Origin of the sequence: Streptomyces sp. NPDC058335, assembly GCF_042723915.1 — a bacterium.
Taxonomy (GTDB): Bacteria; Actinomycetota; Actinomycetes; order Streptomycetales; family Streptomycetaceae; genus Streptomyces.
This window is the reverse complement of record NZ_JBHXHX010000006.1, coordinates 432,056-452,637: the sequence shown is the minus strand read 5'-3', so window position 1 is coordinate 452,637 and position 20,582 is coordinate 432,056. Positions and strand designations below refer to the sequence as shown.

Annotated in this window: 24 protein-coding genes and 1 pseudogene; 17 read left to right on the top strand and 8 right to left on the bottom strand. The window is 72.4% G+C overall.

Going from position 1 to position 20,582, the window contains the following annotated elements:
- Positions 1-191: 191 nt before the first annotated feature.
- The gene (locus ACFWJX_RS14720) at positions 192-626 is read left to right on the top strand and encodes an ester cyclase (protein WP_383241826.1); all 435 of its coding nucleotides are present in this window, start codon (positions 192-194) and stop codon (positions 624-626) included.
- Positions 627-658: 32 nt separating this feature from the next.
- On the opposite strand, the gene ACFWJX_RS14715 is transcribed toward ACFWJX_RS14720, so the two are convergent.
- Positions 659-994 carry a YnfA family protein gene (locus ACFWJX_RS14715; RefSeq protein ID WP_383241823.1) on the bottom strand — a complete coding sequence of 112 codons (336 nt, stop codon included), beginning with the start codon at positions 992-994 and terminating at the stop codon, positions 659-661.
- 117 nt (positions 995-1,111) lie between these two features.
- On the opposite strand from ACFWJX_RS14715, the gene ACFWJX_RS14710 reads away from it, so the two are divergent.
- From ACFWJX_RS14710 to ACFWJX_RS14700, 3 genes are read left to right on the top strand one after another with little or no spacing between them, the layout of a single operon-like run.
- Positions 1,112-1,585 (top strand): MarR family winged helix-turn-helix transcriptional regulator, encoded by a 474-nt coding sequence (locus ACFWJX_RS14710; RefSeq protein WP_383241821.1) that lies wholly within the window; start codon positions 1,112-1,114, stop codon positions 1,583-1,585.
- A gap of 44 nt (positions 1,586-1,629) precedes the next feature.
- On the top strand, positions 1,630-2,622 hold the full coding sequence (locus ACFWJX_RS14705) for a permease (RefSeq protein ID WP_383241923.1): 993 nt from the start codon (positions 1,630-1,632) through the stop codon (positions 2,620-2,622).
- A complete protein-coding gene (locus ACFWJX_RS14700; RefSeq protein ID WP_383241818.1) occupies positions 2,619-3,365 on the top strand; it encodes a TIGR03943 family putative permease subunit in 747 nt (248 codons plus the stop codon). The genes ACFWJX_RS14705 and ACFWJX_RS14700 overlap by 4 nt, the downstream gene beginning before the upstream one ends.
- Positions 3,366-3,478: 113 nt before the next feature.
- Here ACFWJX_RS14700 and ACFWJX_RS14695 read toward each other — a convergent pair whose 3' ends face one another.
- The gene (locus tag ACFWJX_RS14695) at positions 3,479-4,264 is read right to left on the bottom strand and encodes a DUF6597 domain-containing transcriptional factor (protein WP_383241815.1); all 786 of its coding nucleotides are present in this window, start codon (positions 4,262-4,264) and stop codon (positions 3,479-3,481) included.
- A gap of 121 nt (positions 4,265-4,385) precedes the next feature.
- Between ACFWJX_RS14695 and ACFWJX_RS14690 the strand changes: the two genes are divergently transcribed.
- The 5 genes from ACFWJX_RS14690 (at position 4,386) to ACFWJX_RS14670 (ending at position 9,708) form a co-directional block, all read left to right on the top strand.
- Positions 4,386-5,498 carry an LLM class flavin-dependent oxidoreductase gene (locus ACFWJX_RS14690; protein WP_383241812.1) on the top strand — a complete coding sequence of 371 codons (1,113 nt, stop codon included), beginning with the start codon at positions 4,386-4,388 and terminating at the stop codon, positions 5,496-5,498.
- On the top strand, positions 5,495-6,091 hold the full coding sequence (locus ACFWJX_RS14685; protein ID WP_383241809.1) for an FMN reductase: 597 nt from the start codon (positions 5,495-5,497) through the stop codon (positions 6,089-6,091). Before ACFWJX_RS14690 ends, ACFWJX_RS14685 begins: the two co-directional genes overlap by 4 nt.
- Before the next feature lie 109 nt (positions 6,092-6,200).
- Positions 6,201-6,917 carry a response regulator transcription factor gene (locus tag ACFWJX_RS14680; protein ID WP_383241806.1) on the top strand — a complete coding sequence of 239 codons (717 nt, stop codon included), beginning with the start codon at positions 6,201-6,203 and terminating at the stop codon, positions 6,915-6,917.
- Between the two features lie 9 nt (positions 6,918-6,926).
- Positions 6,927-8,345: an ATP-binding protein gene (locus ACFWJX_RS14675; protein ID WP_383241803.1), complete on the top strand. Its 1,419-nt coding sequence runs from the start codon at positions 6,927-6,929 to the stop codon at positions 8,343-8,345.
- 97 nt (positions 8,346-8,442) lie between these two features.
- Positions 8,443-9,708 carry an ArgE/DapE family deacylase gene (locus tag ACFWJX_RS14670; protein WP_383241800.1) on the top strand — a complete coding sequence of 422 codons (1,266 nt, stop codon included), beginning with the start codon at positions 8,443-8,445 and terminating at the stop codon, positions 9,706-9,708.
- Between the two features lie 29 nt (positions 9,709-9,737).
- Here ACFWJX_RS14670 and ACFWJX_RS14665 read toward each other — a convergent pair whose 3' ends face one another.
- The 4 genes from ACFWJX_RS14665 to ACFWJX_RS14650 all read right to left on the bottom strand — a co-directional run bounded on the left by ACFWJX_RS14665 (position 9,738) and on the right by ACFWJX_RS14650 (position 12,181).
- Positions 9,738-10,202: a hypothetical protein gene (locus ACFWJX_RS14665; RefSeq protein WP_383241797.1), complete on the bottom strand. Its 465-nt coding sequence runs from the start codon at positions 10,200-10,202 to the stop codon at positions 9,738-9,740.
- A 226-nt stretch (positions 10,203-10,428) separates the two neighbouring features.
- Positions 10,429-11,148: a leucine-rich repeat domain-containing protein gene (locus ACFWJX_RS14660; RefSeq protein ID WP_383241794.1), complete on the bottom strand. Its 720-nt coding sequence runs from the start codon at positions 11,146-11,148 to the stop codon at positions 10,429-10,431.
- A 370-nt stretch (positions 11,149-11,518) separates the two neighbouring features.
- Entirely contained in the window at positions 11,519-11,710 is a 192-nt protein-coding gene (locus ACFWJX_RS14655) for a hypothetical protein (protein WP_383241791.1), read from the bottom strand.
- 51 nt (positions 11,711-11,761) lie between these two features.
- Complete coding sequence (locus ACFWJX_RS14650; protein WP_383241789.1) at positions 11,762-12,181, bottom strand: arsenate reductase ArsC; 420 nt, start codon at positions 12,179-12,181, stop codon at positions 11,762-11,764.
- A gap of 117 nt (positions 12,182-12,298) precedes the next feature.
- Between ACFWJX_RS14650 and ACFWJX_RS14645 the strand changes: the two genes are divergently transcribed.
- From ACFWJX_RS14645 to ACFWJX_RS14635, 3 genes are all read left to right on the top strand, one after another.
- A complete protein-coding gene (locus tag ACFWJX_RS14645) occupies positions 12,299-12,613 on the top strand; it encodes an ArsR/SmtB family transcription factor (RefSeq protein ID WP_383241786.1) in 315 nt (104 codons plus the stop codon).
- Positions 12,614-12,737: 124 nt separating this feature from the next.
- Complete coding sequence (locus ACFWJX_RS14640) at positions 12,738-13,610, top strand: aquaporin (protein WP_383241783.1); 873 nt, start codon at positions 12,738-12,740, stop codon at positions 13,608-13,610.
- The gene (locus tag ACFWJX_RS14635) at positions 13,607-14,671 is read left to right on the top strand and encodes an ArsO family NAD(P)H-dependent flavin-containing monooxygenase (protein WP_383241780.1); all 1,065 of its coding nucleotides are present in this window, start codon (positions 13,607-13,609) and stop codon (positions 14,669-14,671) included. Before ACFWJX_RS14640 ends, ACFWJX_RS14635 begins: the two co-directional genes overlap by 4 nt.
- Positions 14,672-14,762: 91 nt before the next feature.
- Here the strand turns inward: ACFWJX_RS14635 and ACFWJX_RS14630 are convergent, their stop codons facing one another.
- Complete coding sequence (locus tag ACFWJX_RS14630; RefSeq protein WP_383241777.1) at positions 14,763-15,134, bottom strand: ArsR/SmtB family transcription factor; 372 nt, start codon at positions 15,132-15,134, stop codon at positions 14,763-14,765.
- Between the two features lie 159 nt (positions 15,135-15,293).
- On the opposite strand from ACFWJX_RS14630, the gene ACFWJX_RS14625 reads away from it, so the two are divergent.
- The 3 genes and pseudogenes from ACFWJX_RS14625 to ACFWJX_RS14615 all read left to right on the top strand — a co-directional run.
- A complete protein-coding gene (locus ACFWJX_RS14625) occupies positions 15,294-16,655 on the top strand; it encodes an NAD(P)-binding domain-containing protein (protein ID WP_383241774.1) in 1,362 nt (453 codons plus the stop codon).
- Positions 16,656-16,683: 28 nt separating this feature from the next.
- Entirely contained in the window at positions 16,684-17,121 is a 438-nt protein-coding gene (locus ACFWJX_RS14620) for an ArsI/CadI family heavy metal resistance metalloenzyme (protein ID WP_383241771.1), read from the top strand.
- Between the two features lie 85 nt (positions 17,122-17,206).
- A pseudogene (locus ACFWJX_RS14615) lies at positions 17,207-17,478 on the top strand (hypothetical protein); the annotation flags it as partial.
- 60 nt (positions 17,479-17,538) lie between these two features.
- On the opposite strand, the gene ACFWJX_RS14610 reads toward ACFWJX_RS14615, so the two are convergent.
- On the bottom strand, positions 17,539-18,183 hold the full coding sequence (locus ACFWJX_RS14610) for a hypothetical protein (protein WP_383241768.1): 645 nt from the start codon (positions 18,181-18,183) through the stop codon (positions 17,539-17,541).
- 346 nt (positions 18,184-18,529) lie between these two features.
- Here ACFWJX_RS14610 and hemL point away from each other — a divergent pair, with 346 nt between their 5' ends.
- Together hemL and ACFWJX_RS14600 are read left to right on the top strand one after the other, a co-directional pair.
- The gene (gene hemL / locus ACFWJX_RS14605) at positions 18,530-19,846 is read left to right on the top strand and encodes a glutamate-1-semialdehyde 2,1-aminomutase (RefSeq protein ID WP_383241765.1); all 1,317 of its coding nucleotides are present in this window, start codon (positions 18,530-18,532) and stop codon (positions 19,844-19,846) included.
- Between the two features lie 59 nt (positions 19,847-19,905).
- A complete protein-coding gene (locus ACFWJX_RS14600) occupies positions 19,906-20,553 on the top strand; it encodes a histidine phosphatase family protein (RefSeq protein ID WP_383241920.1) in 648 nt (215 codons plus the stop codon).
- Positions 20,554-20,582 lie beyond the last annotated feature (29 nt).

Here is a 20,582-nt window from a genome sequence, read left to right as displayed (position 1 = left end):
TTCCTCGGGCGGGGACCCTGTGAAAGTGCGGAAGGTCGAAAGCCTGCCCGGCCAGGATAGGGGGGTCCGGTCCGCGGACGGCCCGTGATCTCGGTCTCCGGACGGGCCCCTGGTCCCGCCCTCCCGCGAGCCTGAGCGGTGCCCCGGTGGGAGACTTGAGGTGGGTGATCCTCTGTTCTGGAGGTGGACCGATGGGGCAGGCGCGTGAGGTCATGGACCGGCTCACCGAGGCGCTGACCACGCGGCGGGATCTCGAGGTGATCGGCGAGCTGTACGCGGAGGATGCCGTCGCGGTGACGCCCGACGCGGGGGAGGTCCGGGGGCGGGACGACATCGTCGAGTACTGGCGGCAGATGACGGACGCGGTGCCCGAGGCCACGTTCGAGTCACTGGCCGCGTGGGAGGTGGGCGACACGGCTGTCGACGAGGGCTGGTTCAGCGGGCGCAACACCGGGCCGCTCCGGCTGCCCGACGGGGAGACGCTGCCCGCGACGGGGAGGGAGTTCAGGATCCGGGGCGTGGACATCGCGACGGTGGAGGACGGGCGGATCGTCAGCTACCGGCTGTACTTCGACCAGATGGACTTCCTGGGGCAGCTGGGGCTGCTGTCCGACGAGACGCCCTGAGCGGGGGGAGGGGAGAGGGAAGGCGGTCCGGTTCACTGTCCGCGTGGTGCCCACATGATCACGGCCATGCCGGCGAGGCAGATCAGGGCGCCGGTGATGTCCCAGCGGTCGGGGCGGAAGCCGTCGGCGATCATGCCCCAGGCCAGTGATCCGGCGACGAAGACACCGCCGTAGGCGGCGAGGATGCGGCCGAAGTTGGCGTCGGGCTGGAGGGTGGCGACGAAGCCGTAGGCGCCGAGGGCCATGACGCCGGCGCCGATCCACAGCCATCCGCGGTGTTCCCGGACGCCTTGCCAGACGAGCCATGCGCCGCCGATCTCGAAGAGCGCGGCGACGGCGAAGAGGGCGGCGGAGCGCAGGACGAGCATGGCAGCAGCTTCGCATGGGGCCTCTGCCGGCCTGTGGTGGGTGGTCGCGCGGTTCGTCGGGCGGGTTCGGGTACGTCGTACGATCTGCGGACGGCGCTACGAAGGGGTGTGCGGGCGATGTCCGGGAACGTGCGGTCGCGGTTGCTCGGCGAGCTGTCGGTCGTCTCCCGTCGGTACGTCGCGGCGTTCGCGTTGTTCAATCAGGCCGTCGCGGACCGGCTGGGGCTGCACCCCACCGACCTGCAGTGTCTGAACCTGCTCTCGCTGGAGCGGGAGGCGGTGACGACGGGCCGGGTGGCCGAGCTGACGGGGCTGACCACGGGGTCGGCGACGCGGCTGGTGGACCGGCTGGAGAAGGCGGGGTACGTCGTGCGGGAGCGGGACGCGGCCGACCGGCGGCGGGTGCTGGTGGCGACGGTGCCGGAGCGGATCGCGGAGTTCGGGCGGACCTGGGAGCGGCTGGGCGGTGACTGGAGTCCGCTGTTCGATGATCTGGATGACGCCGAGCTGGCCGTGATCGTGCGGCACATGAGGCGGACGGTGGAGTTCAGCGGGGAGCAGGTCGTGCGGCTGCGGGGAGGGCTGGTCTAGGCATGCGGGCGGTAGAGGACACCCGAATAGACGTAGACGCGCAGATGGCCGGGGAGACGCCGGAGGCGGTCGCCCGGCGTGGGCTGCCGCGGAGCTGGCCGTTGCTGCTGGTCGGTGCGGCCGTGCTGCCGGGTGCGGTGCTGGTGCTGGTCGGGCGGTCGCTGGACGAGCCGGCGGTGCAGGCGTGGCGGACGGTGTGTCTGGCGGTGACGGTGCAGGCGCTGCCGTTCCTGTTGCTGGGTACGGCGCTGTCGGGGGCGATCAACGCGTTCGTGCCGGCCAGTGTGTTCAACCGGCTGTTGCCGAAGCGCGCGGTCTTCGCGGTGCCGGTGGCGGGGGCGGCCGGGGTGGTGCTGCCGGGTTGTGAGTGTGCGTCGGTGCCGGTGGCGAACAGTCTGATCGGGCGGGGGGTCCCTCCGGCGGCGGCCTTCGCGTTCCTGCTGTCGGCGCCTGCGGTGAATCCGGTGGTGCTGACCGCGACGGCGATCGCGTTTCCCGGCAGTCCGGAGATGGTGCTGGCCCGGCTGGTGGCCTCGTTGATCACGGCGGCGGTGATGGGCTGGCTGTGGCTCTGGCGGGGGCGTGAGGAGTGGCTCAAGCCGGCGGTACGGCACACCGGGCACCGGCCGGGGCAGAGTCGCTGGACGGAGTTCCGGCGCGGTTTCCAGCACGACTTCCTGCATGCGGGCGGTTTTCTGGTGGTGGGGGCGATGGCGGCGGCGACCTTCAATGTGGCGGTGCCGCGCTCGGTGGTGGACACGTTCTCGGACTCGGTGTGGCTGTCGGTGCTGTTCCTGGCGGTGCTGGCGATCGTGCTGGCGGTGTGTTCGGAGGCGGACGCGTTCGTGGCGGCCTCGCTGAGCGGGTTCTCGCCGACGGCCCGGCTGACGTTCATGGTGGTGGGTCCGATGGTCGACCTGAAGCTGATCGCCCTCCAGGCGGGGACGTTCGGGCGGGCCTTCGCGGTCCGGTTCTCCAGCGTCACGGCGGTCGTCGCGGTCGTGTGCAGCGTGATCGTGGGAGGGGTGCTGCTGTGAGGCGGTTCGTGCAGGTGGGGCTGCTGGTGCTGAGCGGTCTGGGGCTGTTGCAGACCTCGCTGTTCACCGAGGCGTATCTGAGGTACGTGAAGGAGGGGATGCGGCCGCTGCTGATCGCTTCCGGGGTGCTGCTGATCCTGCTGGGGGCGGCGGAGGCGTGGTCGGCGTGGCGGTCGGCGGGGCGGCCGGAGGAGGACGACGACGGTCACGGTCATGGTCATTCGGGTGTGCCGCGGGTCGCCTGGCTGCTGTTTCTGCCCGCGCTGAGCCTGCTGTTCTACGCCCCGCCGGCGCTGGGTTCGTACACGGCGTCCCGTGAAGGACCGAAGGCGGTCGCGGTCGTCGACGAGGACGGTTTCGATCCGCTGCCGGCGACCTCGCCGCTGCCGATCACGCTGACCGACTTCACGCAGCGGGTGCAGCAGGACAAGGCGCGGTCCATCGACGGGCGCACGGTGCGGATGACGGGGTTCGTCACGCCCGCCGGCGGGGGTGAGGGCTGGTATCTGACGCGGATCATGCTGTCGTGCTGTGCGGCGGACGCGCAGTCCGTGAAGGTGCGGGTGTACGGGGTCGAGGCGCCGAAGGCCGACACGTGGGTGACGGTGACGGGGACCTGGCACGCGCAGGGCACGCTGGGTACGTCGTCGGCGGCGGTGGCGCTGGACGGCCGTACGGTCGGGAAGATCGAGCGGCCGGTGAACGGCTACACGGATGCGTTGCCGCTGCCGCTGGGCTCGTAGGGCTTCGGGGTGGCTGGTCGTTGGTCGAGGGTGCGGGCCGGTCGTGGCTGGTCGCGCAGTTCCCCGCGCCCCTAGGTGGGTTGGGGTAGCTCGCTGCGTCGTTCCGGGTGCCCCTAGCGGGACGCGTACGCCGTCGGTGGTACTCCCACCGTTGCCTTGAAGTCGCGTACGAGGTGGGCCTGGTCGGCGTAGCCCAGGTCTGCCGCCAGGGCGGACCAGTCGAGGGCGGTGGAGGTCTCGGCTCGCTCCAGGGCCTCGTGGATGCGGTAGCGGAGGATGACCCATTTCGGGCCGACGCCCACGTAGGTGGCGAAGAGGCGTTGCAGGTGGCGTACCGATACGGCTTCCGTTCTCGCGAGGTCCGCGACGCGGCGGATCGTGCGGTCGGCGCGGATGCGGTCGGTGAGGGCCATCGCATGGTCGGCCTGGGGGTCGGGCCGGGGGTCGAGGGCGAGGAGGTGGGCGTCGAGGGCGGCGACGCGGGCGTTCTCGTCGGCGGGGGAGAGGACGGGTGCCGGGTCGGTGCCGGGGAGGCGGACGCGGCGGCCGGTCCACTCGGAGACGGGGTGGCCGGGTGCGAAGGGGCGGAAGCCGCCGGGGCGGAACTGCACTCCGCAGACCCGGCCCCGGCCGGTCAGTGTCTGGGTGAAGAGGCCGAGGCCGATGCCGGAGATCTCGGCGAAGGGGTTCTGGTTCTCGAACTGCTGGAAGACGAGGTTGACCGAGGGGTGGGGGACGACGTGGGAGGCGTACGGCCGGTCCAGGTCCCAGTCGATCAGCCAGTAGTGCTCCAGGTAGGGGCGCAGGGGTGGGGCCGGTTCGCGGCGCCGGAAGCGGACGCGCGCGAGCAGCTCGGCGGCGTCGACGATGCCTCGGGTGTCGCGGCGTGGTGCTGCCATGTCGGGATCGTAGGGCGGGCCACTGACATCGATGCTGATACCCACCGGCGGAATACGGGGGGTGGGCGCACTGTTGGGACGGTATGGTTGAACGGTCAACAACTTTGGAGGTTGAGCGACCATGCAGTTCGGGATCTTCACGGTCGGCGATGTGACGCCGGACCCCACCACGGGGCGTACGCCGACCGAGCGCGAGCGGATCAAGGCCATGGTCGCCATCGCGCTGAAGGCCGAGGAGGTCGGCCTGGACGTCTTCGCCACGGGTGAGCACCACAACCCGCCGTTCGTGCCGTCGTCCCCGACGACGATGCTCGGCTACATCGCGGCGCGCACCGAGAAGCTGATCCTGTCCACCTCGACCACGCTGATCACCACGAACGACCCGGTGAAGATCGCCGAGGACTTCGCGATGCTCCAGCACCTGGCCGACGGGCGCGTCGACCTGATGATGGGCCGCGGCAACACCGGACCGGTCTACCCCTGGTTCGGCAAGGACATCCGCGAGGGCATAAACCTCGCCGTCGAGAACTACAACCTGGTGCACCGGCTGTGGCGCGAGGACGTCGTGAACTGGGAGGGCAAGTTCCGCACCCCGCTCCAGGGCTTCACCTCGACGCCCCGGCCGCTGGACGGCGTCGCGCCGTTCGTCTGGCACGGCTCGATCCGCTCGCCGGAGATCGCCGAGCAGGCCGCGTTCTACGGCGACGGCTTCTTCCACAACAACATCTTCTGGCCGGCCGACCACACCAGGCAGATGGTCGAGCTGTACCGGGCCCGCTACGCCCACTACGGGCACGGCACGCCGGAGCAGGCGATCGTCGGCCTCGGCGGGCAGGTGTTCATGCGGAAGAACTCGCAGGACGCGGTGCGCGAGTTCCGGCCGTACTTCGACAACGCGCCGGTCTACGGGCACGGGCCGTCCCTGGAGGACTTCACCGACCAGACCCCGCTGACCGTCGGCTCCCCGCAGCAGGTCATCGAGAAGACGCTGTCCTTCCGCGAGTACGCCGGTGACTACCAGCGCCAGCTGTTCCTGATGGACCACGCCGGACTCCCGCTGAAGACCGTGCTGGAGCAGCTCGACATGCTCGGCGAGGAGGTCGTGCCGGTGCTGCGCGAGGAGTTCGCCAAGGGCCGCCCGGCCGACGTGCCGGACGCGCCGACCCACCGGTCGCTGCTGGCCCGGAAGACGGACGCTGTGAACAACGCTCAGGACAAGGAGACCGTCGCATGAAGCTCGTCGTCGTCTCGGCGGGACTGAGCGTCCCGTCGTCCACCCGCCTGCTGGCCGACCGGCTCGCGGCCGCCACCGTCGGGCGCACCCCGGCCGACGTGCAGGTCGTCGAGGTGCGCGACCTCGCCGTGGAGATCGCCCACCACCTCACCAACGGGTTCCCGGGCCGCAAGCTGGCCGCCGCGCTGGACGCGGTCACGGGAGCGGACGGGCTGATCGTGGTCACGCCGGTGTTCTCGGCGTCGTACAGCGGGCTGTTCAAGTCCTTCTTCGACGTGCTCGACAAGGACGCCCTGACCGGGAAGCCCGTGCTGGTCGCGGCCACCGGCGGCACGGCCCGGCACTCGCTGGTGCTGGAACACGCGCTGCGGCCCCTGTTCGCCTACCTGCGCGCCGTCGTCGTCCCGACCGGCGTCTACGCCGCCTCCGAGGACTGGGGTGCCGAGGGCCTGCCCGAGCGGATCGAGCGGGCCGCAGGGGAGCTGGCCGCGCTGATGAGCGGCCTGGCGGTGGCACGGCCGCCGGCCGCGAAGGACGAGTTCGCGGTGGTGCCGTTCGCCGAGCAGCTCGCGGCCCTGCGGCCGGCGGGCTGAGCCGGGCGGGGTGGCCGGGCCTGCCGGGGTGGGTGAGAGGCACGTAAGAAGGGCGCCCGGTGAGCCGCTCGTCACGCCGTGGGAGCGTGACGGCTGGGAGACTGGGCGCGTGCCTCAGAAGCTGCTGCTCGCCGAAGACGACCGCGCCATCCGTCACGCCCTGGAACGCGCGCTGACCCTGGAGGGCTACGAGGTCACCGCGGTCGCCGACGGCGTCGAGGCACTGGCGCACGCCCACAAGTCGCCGCCGGACGTCCTCGTCCTCGACGTGATGATGCCCGGCATCGACGGCCTCCAGGTCTGCCGGGTGCTGCGCGCCGAGGGCGACCGTGTCCCGATCCTGATGCTGACGGCGCTCGTGGAGACCGCCGACCGGATCGCGGGCCTGGACGCGGGCGCCGACGACTACGTGGTCAAGCCCTTCGACGTCGAAGAGGTCTTCGCCCGGCTGCGCGCGCTCCTGCGTCGTACCGGCGGCGGCGTGCCGCCCGAGGCACCGAAGCCGTCGGCCGCGGCGGCCCCCGCGCGGTACCTGGAGGCGGCCGGGCTGCGGATGGACCCGCAGGCGCGGCGGGCCTGGCGCGGCGAACGGGAGCTGGAACTGACCCGCACGGAGTTCGAGCTGCTGGAACTGCTGGTGCGCAACGCGGGCATCGTCCTCGACCACTCCACGATCTACGACCGTATCTGGGGCTACGACTTCGGCCCCGGCTCCAAGAACCTCGCCGTCTACGTCGGCTACCTCCGCCGCAAGCTCGACGGGCCCGGCGCCCCGCAGCTGATCCACACCGTGCGGGGCGTGGGCTACGTGCTGCGGGAAGACTGAGGCCACCCCGTGTCCGGCCGCGTACGGCGGTGGGTGTCCCGGCGGCGCCCGAAACTCGGCTCGCTGCGCACCACGTTCGCGGTGTCCTTCGCGACGGTGACGGCGGCCGTCACCGTCCTCGTCGGCGTCCTGTCGTACAGTGCCGCCGCCCGTCTGGTGCGGGTGGACCAGGAGTCCGTCTTCGACGAGGTCGTGCAGGACCTGCGCGACGAGGTGCGCGACCGGGCGATGGACCCCGCCGACTTCTCCTCCGCCGCGCCCGGCCACGACATCGTGCGCCCGGCCCGCACCGACGTACAGGTGCTGGGGGCGGACGGGAAGGTCTTCGACCCCGGGAACCCGGGGCTGCCCGTGAAGGACGCCGACCGGGCGATCGCCGCGGCGCCGCGCGCGGGCACGCTCGCCGAGCACAAGGACGTCGACGTCGGCAGCGACGTCTACCGGGTCGCCACCGTCGCGCTGGGCGGCGGCCGGGGCGCGGTGCAGATCGCGCAGGAGTTCAGCGACACCGAGGACCTGCTGCGGGCGCTCCAGCAGCGCACCCTGATCCTGATGGCCGCCGTCGTGACGGCGGCCGGGCTGTTCGGCTGGTGGCTGGCCCGGCGCATCACCCACCCCCTGGTCATCCTCACCGCCGCCGCCGAGGACGTCGCCCGAACCCGCCGGCTCGGCGTCCAGGTCCCCGTCACCGGGTACGACGAGGTGGGACGCCTCGGCCGCGCCTTCGACCGCATGCTGGGGCGCCTCGCCCAGTCCGAGGAGGACCAGCGGCGGCTGGTGCAGGACGCCGGGCACGAACTGCGTACGCCGCTGACCTCGCTGCGGACCAACATCTCGCTGCTGCGCCGCATCGACGAGCTGCCGCCCGCCACCCGGGACGAACTCGTCGCCGACCTCGGCCAGGAGGCCCGTGAACTGACCGACCTGGTCAACGAGCTGGTGGATCTCGCCGCCGGGCAGTCGGACACCGAGCCGCCGCAGCGGATCGACCTCGCCGACCTCGCCGAGGACGTGGCGGGGCTCGCGCGGCGCCGTACCGGGCGGCGGATCGTGGTCCGGGCGAGCGGTGACACCAGCACCGACGGGCGGCCCGGCATGCTCCAGCGGGCGCTGTCCAACCTGGTGGAGAACGCGGCCAAGTTCGACCGTGAGGGACTGGCGCCCATCGAGATCAACGTGACCGGCCCGGCGCGGCCCGGCACCGTTCGCGTGGAGGTCCTCGACCGCGGGCCCGGCATCACCGAGGCCGACCTCACCCGCGTCTTCGACCGCTTCTACCGTGCCGCGGACGCCCGTTCCCTGCCGGGCTCGGGGCTCGGTCTGTCGATCGTGCGGGAGGTCGCGCTGGCGCACGGGGGAGCGGCGTTCGCCTTCCGGCGGGCGGGCGGCGGGGCGGTGATCGGGTTCACGGTGGGCGGCGCGGACTGAGGGCCGCGCGGTCCCGTGTATGCGGGAGGGGCGGACCGAGCAGGTATGCGGGGGCGGGGTGGCGGGAGTGGCCCGTCGCCGGTGGAGGGAGCCGGGTGTGCTGAGTGGGCAGGAGGCCGCCGCGCTGGCGGCGATCGACGAGGCGGCCGTGGGGCGGACCCTGCTGGAGCTGATCGCGATACCGAGCGTCACCGGCAGCCCGGCCGAGTCCGAGCTGCAACACCATCTCGCCGGGCGGCTGGAGCGGCTCGGCCTGGACACCGACCTGTGGGCGATGGACCTGCCCGAGCTGTACGCGCACCCGGACTTCCCCGGCACGGAGGCCCCGCGGGAGGAGGCGTGGGGCCTCGTCGGGCACACCCCGGACGGCGGTGACGGGCCGACGCTGATCCTCCAGGGGCACGTGGACGTCGTACCGCCGGGGGACCCGGCCGCGTGGGACGGGGACCCGTTCGTGCCGCGGGTGCGCGGGGACCTCGTGCACGGCCGCGGGGCCTGCGACATGAAGGCCGGGCTCGTCGCGCACCTGGCCGCCCTCGCCGCGGTCCGGGCGGCCGGGTTGCGGCTGCGCGGGCGGGTCGCCGTGCACTTCGTCGTCGGCGAGGAGGACGGCGGCCTCGGCACCTTCGGCACCCTGCGACGCGGCTACGGCGGTGACGCCTGCCTCATCACGGAACCGACGGCCGGCACCGTCATCACCGCCAACGCGGGCGCCCTGACCTTCCGGCTCACCGTCCCCGGCAGGGCCGCCCACGCCAGCTCGCGGGAGGCGGGGGTCAGCGCCGTCGACGCCTACCTCCCGCTGCACCGGGCCCTGGCCCGCCTGGAGACCGACCGCAACCGCGCCCCCGACCCGCTGCTCGCCGAGTACCCGATCCCGTACTCCCTCTCCGTCGGCACCGTGCGCTCCGGCGACTGGGCGAGCAGCGTCCCCGACCTGCTGATCGCGGAGGGACGGCTCGGCGTACGGCTCGGCGAGGACCCCGCCGCGGCGCGCGCCGAGCTGGAGCGGTGCGTCGCCGAGGCGTGCGCGGCCGACCCCTGGCTGGCCACGCATCCGGCGACGGTGACCTGGCCGGGCGGGCAGTTCGCGAGCGGACGGCTGCCCGCCGGGCATCCGCTGCGGGACGTGGTGGGGCAGGCGCACGCCGACGCGACCGGCTCGGCGCCGCCGAGGGAGCGCGGGGCGACGTACGGCAGCGACCTGCGGCTGTACGCCGCGGCGGGGATCCCGGCGTTGCAGTTCGGACCGGGGGACATCGCCGTGGCGCACAGCGCGGCGGAGCGGGTGTCGGTGCGGGAGGTCGTGGAAGTGGCGCGGGCGGTGGTGCTCACGGTGCTGCGGACGGTCGGGACGAAGTAGCCGAGGCGGGGGCGGATGCCGTTCCGGGGCTACCCGATCGGCCAGTGGGTGATGCCCACGCCCTGGCCGCAGTCGGTGGTGTCGGTCGTGCCCCGGCACACTCTCAGGGTGCCGGTCACGGTGTACGTGTAGCTCTTGGTGGCGGTGAAGTCGACGGAGCCCGCACCGCAGATCTCGGCGTGCTTGGTGTACGGCAGGACGACGAAGTCGTGGACGAAGCGGGTCCAGACCGAGTAGCACCCGGTGCCCGTGTTGGTGAGGGTGCCGTCGAGGACGAGCTTGCCGCTCGCGAGCCACCGGTCGCCGGCCGCCGAGGCGGTGCCGTGGGAGGCGGACCAGGGGACGGTGGCGGCGGCGGTCGTCTCGGCGGCGGTCGTTCCGGCGGCGGTGCTCGCGGAGGCCGGAGCGGCGCCGGAAAGGGTGAGGGCGGCGGTGGTGGCGGTGGCGAGTGCCGCGGTCGTGGTGATCGCTCGGGTACGCGTGCGCAGGGACATCGGGTGAGCCCTCTTTCCGGGGGGTGTCCGTCGGTGGTGTCCGTCGGTGTCCGTGTGGCGGTGGTGCGACGTTCGCGTCGTGCGCGTGTCGTGCCGCGAAACGGGATCATCGTGCCCATGACACGCGAGGTCTCACCAGGACGTTTCTTGACATAACTCCGCGGGCGTGACGAGAACCCGCCACCCCCCCCCGCGGGGCGGCGGGCCGGGCCCGGACCCAGACCCTTCAGGTCAGGACCACGCACCCACGCCGTTCCAGCTCGGCGGACAGCTCCCGCGAGGGCTCGCAGGGGTTCCAGCGCAGGTCGAGCTTCTCCAGCGCGGGCAGGGTGGCCAGCCAGTCCGGGAGGTGGGTGAGCCGGTTGCTCCGTACGTCGAGGTGGCGCAGGCGGGGCAGGGCGGCGAGCGGCTCCGGGAGGGCGGTGAGGGAGTTCTCGCGCAGGTCCAGATGGCGCAGGTCGTGCAGCGCCGCCGTGGAGGCGGGCAGTCCGGTGACGGCGTTGCCGCGCAGCCAGAGTTCGCGCAGCCGGTGCAGGCCGCCGAGGGAATCGGGGAGGGTGGCCAACCGGTTGTGCTGGGCGCGGAGTTCGACGAGGCCGGTCATCCGGCCGAGGGTCTCCGGCAGCTCGGTGAGACTGTTCTCGCCGACGTTGAGGTAGCGCAGCCGGGTGAGGTTGCCCAAGGTGGCCGGGAGGCGGGGCAGTTGGTTGTCGTGGAGGTAGAGGCACCCGTCGAGCCCGGTCAGGTCGCCGAGGGTGTCGGGCAGTGAGGTGAGCCGGTTGTGGCCGAGGTCGAGGGTGGTGAGCCGGGCGAGCCGGCCGATCTCGGGCGGCAGGTCGGTGAGCCCGGTGTCGGCGAGGATCAGCACGTCGAGGTCGGTGCGCTGCAAGACCGACTCCGGTACGGCGTCCAGTCGCTGACGCCAGAGGTTCAGAACGTGGGGCATGCGGGCGTCTCTCCGGTCAGGGGGGCGGCGTTCCCTCAAGCATGAGGCGTCCGGCCCGTCCGTCACCCGACCGCACGGAGGTCTCCGCGTCCGCCGGAAGGCGCCTCCACAGCAGGAGCGGCAGGTTCGGCGCCGGGGAAGAGAGTGTGGCGACGGGCGTGCCGGGGCGGTGACCCACCGAGGCGCCGGTGGCGTCCGTGGCAGCGAACTCCGCGGCCTGCGCGGACGGTTGGGCGTGTCCCCGGGCCACCTGTCGCGGCGCCGTCGTGTCGAGGGCCTCGGCCGCGCCCTCCCCGGCGAGTACGGCGCCGAGCGGCCGCGGGGTTCCCGGCGCGTGCTCGGCGTCCCAGCAGTGCAGGAGCGCCTCCAGTCACCGGCGCCGCTGCCGGAAGCAGACGGTGAGCGGCGGGTGGAACGTCCACGCGGGCCTGCCGGGATCGGCGTCCAGCGCCTCGGCCGGCTTCCGGGACGTGTCGTCGAACCACTGCGGCAGCGCGGCCCCGTTCACACGGCACGTTCGCGCGGCCCGCCCACACGGCGCGGGCGGTGCGTCGTAGTCCATGGGGCGAACCTGCTGGGGGTACCGGGAGAACCGTCCGGTGTCAGTGCCGCTTCACGCCTTCCGCGTGGCGTCGATCTCGGCGATCAGGGCCTCGATGCGCGTCCTGATCTCGTCGCGGATGGGGCGGACGGCCTCGACGCCCTTGCCCGCCGGATCTTCGAGGGCCCAGTCGAGGTACCTCTTGCCGGGGAAGATGGGGCAGGCGTCGCCGCAGCCCATGGTGATGACGTAGTCCGACGCCTGGACGGCGTCGGTGGTGAGGATCTTGGGCTGGGCGTCGGCGATGTCGACGCCGACCTCCTTCATGGCCTCTACCGCGGAGGGGTTGACCTGGTCGCCGGGGATCGAGCCGGCGGAGCGGACCTCGATCCGGTCGCCCGCGAGGTGGGAGAGGAACCCGGCGGCCATCTGTGACCGGCCGGCGTTGTGGACGCAGACGAACAGCACGGAGGCGAGCGGGCTGGAGGACATCGGTTCTTCCTTAGGTCGAGAGCGTCATGCGTGGGGACACGGGTCCCGCTCGGCGGGGCGGGGATAGTGATCAGTCCCAACTGGTATCAGCTCAGAGTGATGTGACAGTATCAGGCCATGATGATGTCAGTCGACACTGATCTGATGCGGGTCCTGGCCGACCCGCTCCGCCTCCAGATCGTCACCCTGCTCGCCAAGGAGACGCTCTGCAGCACCCACCTGATCGAGGAGACCGGGGCCAGACAGACCAACCTCTCCAACCATCTGAAGGTGCTGCGCGAGGCCGGGGTCGTGGACACGGAGCCGTGCGGCCGGTTCACCTACTACCGGCTCAGGCCCGACGTCATCGCCTCCCTCGCCGGTCAGTTCGCCGACCTCGCGGAGACCGCGCGCGCCACGGCCGAGAACAACACGAAGCGGTCCTGCCCCTGAGCAGCCCTGTCCTGCCCTGTCCGCCACTGACCTGGCTCTCGTCCTGCCGCATGCCGCCTGCCGCATGCCGCATGCCGCATGCCGCCTTCCGTACGACGTACGACGTACGCACCGAGGAGTCCCGTTGACCGCCACCGAGGCCACCGAGGCCACCGAGGCCACTGAAGCCACAGGGCCCACCGAGCCCGCCGGAGTCGGGGAGTCCTCCACGGCCGGTGCCACCCCGCCCCAGGCTCAGGCTCCTCCGCTGATCGCCAGGGCCGCGGCCGAACTGATCGGCACCGCGGCGCTCGTCGCGGTCGTGGTCGGCTCCGGCATCCAGGCCACCGACCTGACCAGGGACGTCGGGCTCCAGCTACTGTCCAACTCCACGGCCACCGTCTTCGGCCTCGGCGTCCTGATCCTGCTCCTCGGCCCGGTCTCCGGCGCGCACTTCAACCCGGTCGTCACGCTCGCCGAGTGGTGGACCGCCCGACGCGACGGCGCCGGAGTCACGCTCCGGGAGGCGGCGGCGTACATCCCCGCCCAGATCGTCGGCGCCGTCGCGGGCGCCATCCTGGCGGACGCGATGTTCGGCGAACCGCTGGTGAAGTGGTCCACGCATGACCGCTCGGCCGGAAACCTCCTCCTCGGCGAGGTCGTGGCGACGGCCGGGCTGATCCTGCTGATCTTCGGCCTGGCCCGCACCGACCGCCTCCGCTTCGCCCCCGTCGCGGTCGCCTCGTACATCGGCGCCGCGTACTGGTTCACCTCCTCCACGTCCTTCGCCAACCCGGCGGTCACCATCGGCCGCGCCTTCACCGACACCTTCGCGGGCATCGCGCCGGGCTCGGTCCCGGCCTTCATCGGCATGCAACTCGTCGGCGCCGTGGTCGGTCTGGCGCTGGTCGCGCTCGTCTTCATGCGTGGAGCCGGGCGCGGATTCGAGCGTGGAGCCGAGCGTGGAGTGGTGCGCGAAGTCGAGCGCGAAGCCATGCGCGGAAGTCCGGCCGAATGAGCCGTACCACGCAGGTGGTGGTGATCGGCGGGGGCCAGGCCGGGCTCGCCGCCGGCTACCACCTGCGCCGCCTCGGCGTCGACTTCGCCGTCCTCGACGCGCAGGACCGGCCCGGCGGCGCGTGGCGGCACGCCTGGGGCTCGCTCAGCCTGTTCTCCCCGGCCGCCTACTCCTCGCTGCCCGGCCGTCCCATGCCCGCGCAGGTGGGGGCGGTCCACCCGGACGCGGGCCATGTGGCCGCCTACCTCACCGACTACGAGCGCCGGTACGGCCTTCCCGTGCACCGCCCCGTACACGTCACCGGCGTCCACCGCGACGGCCGCTTCCTCCGCGTCGAGACCGGCTCCGGCGACTGGCGTGCCCAGGCCGTCATCAGCGCCACGGGCACCTGGTGGCGCCCGTTCCTGCCCGCCGTTCCCGGCCGGGCGGATTTCCGCGGACGGCAGCTGCACACCGTCGGGTACGGCAGCCCGCGCGACCTCGCGGGTCTGCGGGTCGTCGTGGTCGGTGGTGGCAACTCCGGCGCTCAGATCGCCGCCGACCTGGCGTACGGCACGGAGCTGACCTGGGCCACCCGGCGCCCGCCGCGCTTCCTCGCCGACGACATCGACGGGCGTGCCCTCTTCGACGCGGCCACCGCCCGCCGGCGTGCCCTCGACGAGGGCCGCACCGACACCGGCGGCGTCGCATCGCTCGGCGACATCGTCGCCGTACCGCCCGTGCGCCAGGCCCGCGACGCCGGCCTGCTCAAGGCGGCGCCCATGTTCGTACGCCTCGACCGTGGCGGGGTGGTGTGGGCCGACGGCACCCGTGCCGACGCGGACGCGGTCGTCTGGTGCACCGGTTTCCGCCCGGCGCTCTCGCACCTGGCGCCCCTGGGCCTGCGCGGCCGACGGGGCCGTATCGCCATGGACGCCTTGGAGGGGACGCGGTCCGTGGCCGAGCCGCGTCTGCACCTGCTCGGCTACGGCGACTGGACGGGACCGGCCTCGGCCACCCTGATCGGCGTGGGCCGGCCGGCGAGGGACGCGGCGCGGGCGGTCGCCGATCTCGTCCGCTGATCCTGAGCGGAGGTCTGTCGGCTGTCCCGTGCGGATGATGCCGGTGATCAGCCGGTGATCAGCCGGCGATCAGCCGGTGATCAGCCGGTGATCAGCCGGCGATCTTCAGCATCTGCCCCATCGCGGCCACCACGGACGGCTCCACCCGGTAGTACACCCACGTGCCGCGCCGCTCGGAGGTGAGCAGTCCGGCCTCGCGCAGCTTCTTCAGGTGGTGGGAGACCGTCGGCTGGGAGACGCCGACGTCGGAGATGTCGCAGACGCACGCCTCGCCGCCCTCGTGCGAGGCGACCAGCGAGAACAGACGCAGCCGGACGGGGTCGCCGAGGGCCTTGAACATCCCGGCGGTCCGCTCGGCCTCCTCGGCCGTCAGTGGCCGTTCGGTCAGCGGCGGGCAGCAGGGCACCACGGACTCCGGGGCCGGCTCGCGCTCCAGCAGGGGCAGTGCCTTGACGTTCGACATGCATCTATGTTGACACACGTCGAAGTAGTTCGGGCAAGAGGTCGAGCAAGCTGCGTGAAGTCGCGGATTCGATAACTGTCTATGTTGACGCCCGTCGATGCAGGTGGGATCCTGGCGGAGCAAGGAGATCGACAGATGTCGAAACAAAGGGGAACCGTCGTGAGCGCGTCCAACATCGGCCACCTGCCCGCAGTGGTCGTCGGAGCAGGCCCGATCGGCCTGGCCGCAGCCGCCCGCCTCGTCGAGCGCGGTCTGGAACCGCTGGTCCTGGAGGCCGGCCCGTCCGCCGCCACGGCCGTGCGGGGTTGGGCGCACGTGCGCCTGTTCTCGACCTGGGCGGAGGTCACCGACCCGGCCGCCGAGAAGCTGCTCGCCCCGACCGGATGGGTGCGCCCCGAGAGCGCCGCCTACCCCACGGGCGGCGACTGGGCCGAGCGCTACCTCCAGCCGCTCGCCGACGTCCTCGGCGACCGGGTCCGCTACGGCGCGACGGTCACCGGTGTGGCCCGCGCGGGCCGGGACCGCATCGTCGACTCCGGCCGCGAGGAGCAGCCGTTCACCGTGCATCTCCGCACCGCCGACGGCCACGAGGAGCGGGTCACCGCCCGCGCGGTCATCGACGCCTCCGGCACCTGGTCGACCCCCGGCCCGATGGGCGCCGACGGTCTCCCCGCCCTGGGCGAGAAGTCGGCGGCCGCCCACATCTCGTACCGCGTCCCGAACCTCGCCGACCCGGCCGTACGCGCCCGTCACGCGGGCAGGCGCACCGCGGTCGTCGGCTCCGGCGCCTCCGCGTTCACCGCCCTCGCCCACCTGGCCGACCTGGCGAAGGAGGAGGCCGGCACGCACGCGGTGTGGATCCTGCGCCGCGGCATCGGGGCCGGCACCTACGGCGGTGGCGCGGCGGACGAACTGCCCGCCCGCGGCGCCCTCGGCCTGCGCGCCAAGGCGGCCGTCGAGGACGGATACGCCTCCGCCGCGACCGGCTTCCGCACGGAGGCCGTCGAGCGGGACGGCGACCGGCTCGTCCTCGTCGCCGACGACGGCCGCCGCCTCGACCCGGTCGACGAGGTGATCGTCCTGACCGGGCTCCGCCCCGACCTCTCCTTCCTCTCCGAGATCCGCCTCGGCCTGGACGAACGCCTCCAGGCCCCCACCGCCCTCGCCCCGCTCATCGACCCGAACCTCCACTCCTGCGGCACGGTCTACCCGCACGGCGTGAAGGAGCTGTCCCACCCCGAACAGGGCGTCTACCTGGCCGGCATGAAGTCCTACGGCCGCGCGCCCACGTTCCTCGCCCTGACCGGCTACGAGCAGGTCCGCTCCATCGCCGCGGCACTCGCGGGCGACCAGGAGGCCGCCGAGCGAGTCGAGTTGACCCTTCCGGAGACCGGAGTCTGCGGCGGCGCGGGCCTGTTCGACGAACCGGGCAACGCCGAACAGTCGGGCGGCGGCTGCTGCGCCACCCCCACCACCCTCCAGATCGGCACCGGCACCGGCACGAGCACCGGCGGCTGCTGAACCAGCCACCCACCCAAGGAGGTTCGCCATGACATCTCGCGTACAGCTAGCCCTCCGCGTCCCCGACCTCACCGCATCCGTCGCCTTCTACACGAAACTCTTCGGCACCCAACCCGCCAAACTCCGCGACGGCTACGCCAACTTCGCCATCGTCGAGCCCCCGCTCAAGCTCGTCCTCATCGAGGGCACGGCAGGCGAGGCGACCCGCATGGACCACCTCGGCGTGGAGGTCGACAGCACCGACGCCGTCCGCACCGCCACCACCCGCCTGACCGAAGCCGGCCTGCCCACGGCGGAGGAGACCGACACCACCTGCTGCTACGCAGTCCAGGACAAGGTGTGGGTCCACGGGCCCGGCCAGGAACCCTGGGAGGTGTACGTCGTCAAGTCCGACGCCGACACCCTGGCCAAGCAGCGGGGCAGCACCTGCTGCACGACCCCGACCACCACGGAACGCTGCTGCTGACCACCTCGGCACCAGCGGGGCCGCGACCGGGACGGGGGACCGGCCACGGCCTCGCAAGCCCGGCGGGACGAGTCAGGGAGTGCCACTGCCAGTGCCAGTACCGGCGTACCGGACGGGCCACGAGGTGCGCCCCTGCTCTGCGGGCGATCGGCCTCGGCGGCCACGACCTGGGGGTGGCGACCACGGCCGCCGACCTCTACCACGCCGGCCTCGTCGTCACCGTGGTGTTCAACGGCGGCACAGCCCCCAACCACCCGCGCCCGCAAGCCGTACCAGGTACGCCGCTCGTACCCGACCTGCCGCAGGCTGTGGCCCGAGGCCGAGGCCATGCGCGCTTCCGAGCCCCTGGAACTGGACGCCACCGACCAAGAGGCCCCGCAGGGCCGAGCGGTCCACCCCGGGAAGAAATCCGTCAGCTCAGGGCCACACCAGGCAATAAGGCTGATGCCCCGCCTCATGCAGCCGGTGGCTGAAGTCCTGCCACTCGTGCAGCAGCTGGTACACGTTGAACGCGTCCCGCGGGCCGCCCCGGTCCGGGACCGTCGACCAGATGAAGGCTGCCGCGCCGACCGCTTCCTCGCCGATGTCGCGGAGGGGGTCGACGACCGTCATGGGGAGTTTCACGACGGCGTAGTCGGGGTGGAGGACGACGAGTTCCAGTGGGGGCACCTTGTGCAGGGGGACGCCCTCGATGCCGGTGAGGACCATTGCGGCCATCGTCTCCGGCTTGATCTTGGTGAACATGCCGTTCATGCCCAGCTCGTCGCCGCCGAGTTCCTCGGGGCGCATCGAGATCGGGACTCGGGCCGCGGTCGCGCCGTCCGGTGCGCCGAAGTACTTGTACGTCACCCCCACCCGACCACCGTTCCCGCTCCCCGCCCGGAGCCGGTCGACCGTACGGTCGAGCCGCTCGGACTCACTCGGTACGCCAGGGGCACCAGGGACGCCCTGTGTCTGACGTGCTTCGTTGGCTTCCTCCGCGTCGCGCCGGTGCTTTCCCCGCCGGGCACGTCGAGGACCCAGGCCATCGGTCCCCTCGCCCAGTCCGCCACCGCGATGCATATCTCCACCCGACTGCTTTTCTAGGACGCGCGGACCCCGCCGCGCAACCCGATCATCGTGTCAGTGACCTCCCCCACGGCCGCACGCCGAAACGTACGCTGAAACACCTGTCCGCAGGATCTTCGCAGCCCCTCGACTCGCTGTCGGTGTGAGCTACGTCTATCAGGCTCAGTCCGTTTCAGTTTCGCAGATGACGAAGCTTCCGGGACCGGCCCGCCGGACCGGGTGGGCACGGTACGGGCGGGGCACGGGCACGGCAGAGGCCCCGCTGCCCTCGGGCGCCCCTGGCCTACCCTGAGGAGGTCACTGGCAACCGGAGTCCGAGAAGTCGGAGAAGTCGCAGGTCATGAGCGAACTGCCCTATTCATACGAAGCGCCTGCCTCACAGGCACTGTTCGACCGTGCGGCCGTCGTCACGCCGGGCGGCGTGAACTCCCCGGTGCGCGCCTTCCGCGCCGTCGGCGGCACGCCCCGGTTCATGGTGTCCGGCACCGGCCCGTACCTGACGGACGCGGACGGCCGGGAGTACGTCGACCTCGTCTGTTCCTGGGGCCCCATGATCCTCGGGCACTCGCACCCCGAGGTGATCGCCGCCGTCCAGGACGCCGTCTCGCGCGGTACGTCCTTCGGGACGCCCGGTGAGGGCGAGGTCACGCTCGCCGAGGAGATCGTCGCGCGGGTCGAGCCCGTCGAGCAGGTCCGGCTGGTGTCCAGCGGAACCGAGGCCACGATGTCCGCCATCCGGCTCGCCCGCGGGTTCACCCGGCGTTCCAAGGTGATCAAGTTCGCCGGCTGCTACCACGGCCACGTCGACTCGCTGCTCGCCGCGGCCGGGTCCGGCGTCGCCACCTTCGCCCTGCCCGACACGCCCGGCGTCACGGGCGCCCAGGCCGGCGACACCATCGTCCTGCCGTACAACGACCTCGAGGCCGTGCAGGAGGCCTTCCACCGGCACCCCGGTGAGATCGCCTGCGTCATCACCGAGGCCTCGCCGGGCAACATGGGTGTCGTACCGCCGCTGCCCGGCTTCAACCAGGGACTCAAGGACGCCTGCCAGAACAACGGCGCCCTCTACATCTCCGACGAGGTCATGACCGGGTTCAGGACCAGCCGTGCCGGATGGTTCGGGATCGACGGGGTCAAGCCCGACCTGATGACCTTCGGCAAGGTCATGGGCGGCGGCTTCCCGGCCGCGGCGTTCGGCGGCCGTGCCGACGTGATGGCGCACCTCGCGCCCGCCGGGCCCGTCTACCAGGCCGGCACCCTCTCCGGGAACCCGGTCGCCACCGCCGCCGGTCTCGCCCAGCTCCGGCTCCTCGACGACGCCGCGTACGCGAAGATCAACGCCGTGTCGGAGCAGATCCAGGCCCTGGTGTCGGACGCGCTGTCCAAGGAGGGCGTCGCGCACACGCTGCAGAGCGCCTCCAACATGTTCTCCGTCTTCTTCACGGACCGGCCCGTCCGCAACTACGAGGACGCCAAGGCGCAGGAGTCGTACCGCTTCACCGCCTTCTTCCACTCGCTGCTGGCGAACGGCGTGTACCTGCCGCCCTCGTCGTACGAGTCCTGGTTCGTGTCCACGGCCCACGACGAACGGGCCGTCCAGCGCATCGCCGACGCCCTTCCGGCGGCGGCCCGAGCGGCTGCGGAGGCCAGCGCGTGAGCACCGACAACAGCACCGGCAACAGCACCGGCACCACCGATCTGACCGTCGTCCACCTGATGCGGCACGGCGAGGTCGCCAACCCGGACGGCATCCTCTACGGCCGTCTCGCCGGCTACCACCTCTCCGACCTGGGCCGGCGGATGGCCGACCGGGTCGCCGAGCACCTCGCCTCCCGTGACGTGACGTACGTCTGCGCCTCCCCGCTGGAGCGGGCGCAGGAGACGGCGACCCCGATCGCCAAGGCGCACGGGCTCGACATCGCCACCGACGCGCGCCTCATCGAGGCCGGCAACGTGTTCCAGGGCAAGACCTTCGGCGTCGGCGACGGGGCACTGCGCCGGCCAGGGAACTGGCGGCACGTCTACAACCCGTTCAAGCCGTCCTGGGGCGAGGCGTACGTCGACCAGGTGGTGCGCATGATGGGCGCGCTGGACGCGGCGAAGGACAAGGCCCGCGGGCACGAGGCGGTGCTCGTCAGCCACCAGCTGCCGATCTGGATCGTGCGGTCCTACGTCGAGCGGCGCCGGCTGTGGCACGACCCGCGCAAGCGGCAGTGCACGCTCGCCTCGCTGACGTCGTTCACGTACCGGGGCGACACGATCGTCTCCGTCGGCTACTCCGAGCCCGCCCGCGACCTGGTCCCGCCGCACCTGCTGGCCGGCGCCAAGCCGGTGAAGGGGAAGGGCAAGGCCTTCGGGGCGTGAGCCCCTGATCCCTTCGGGGCGTGAGCCTC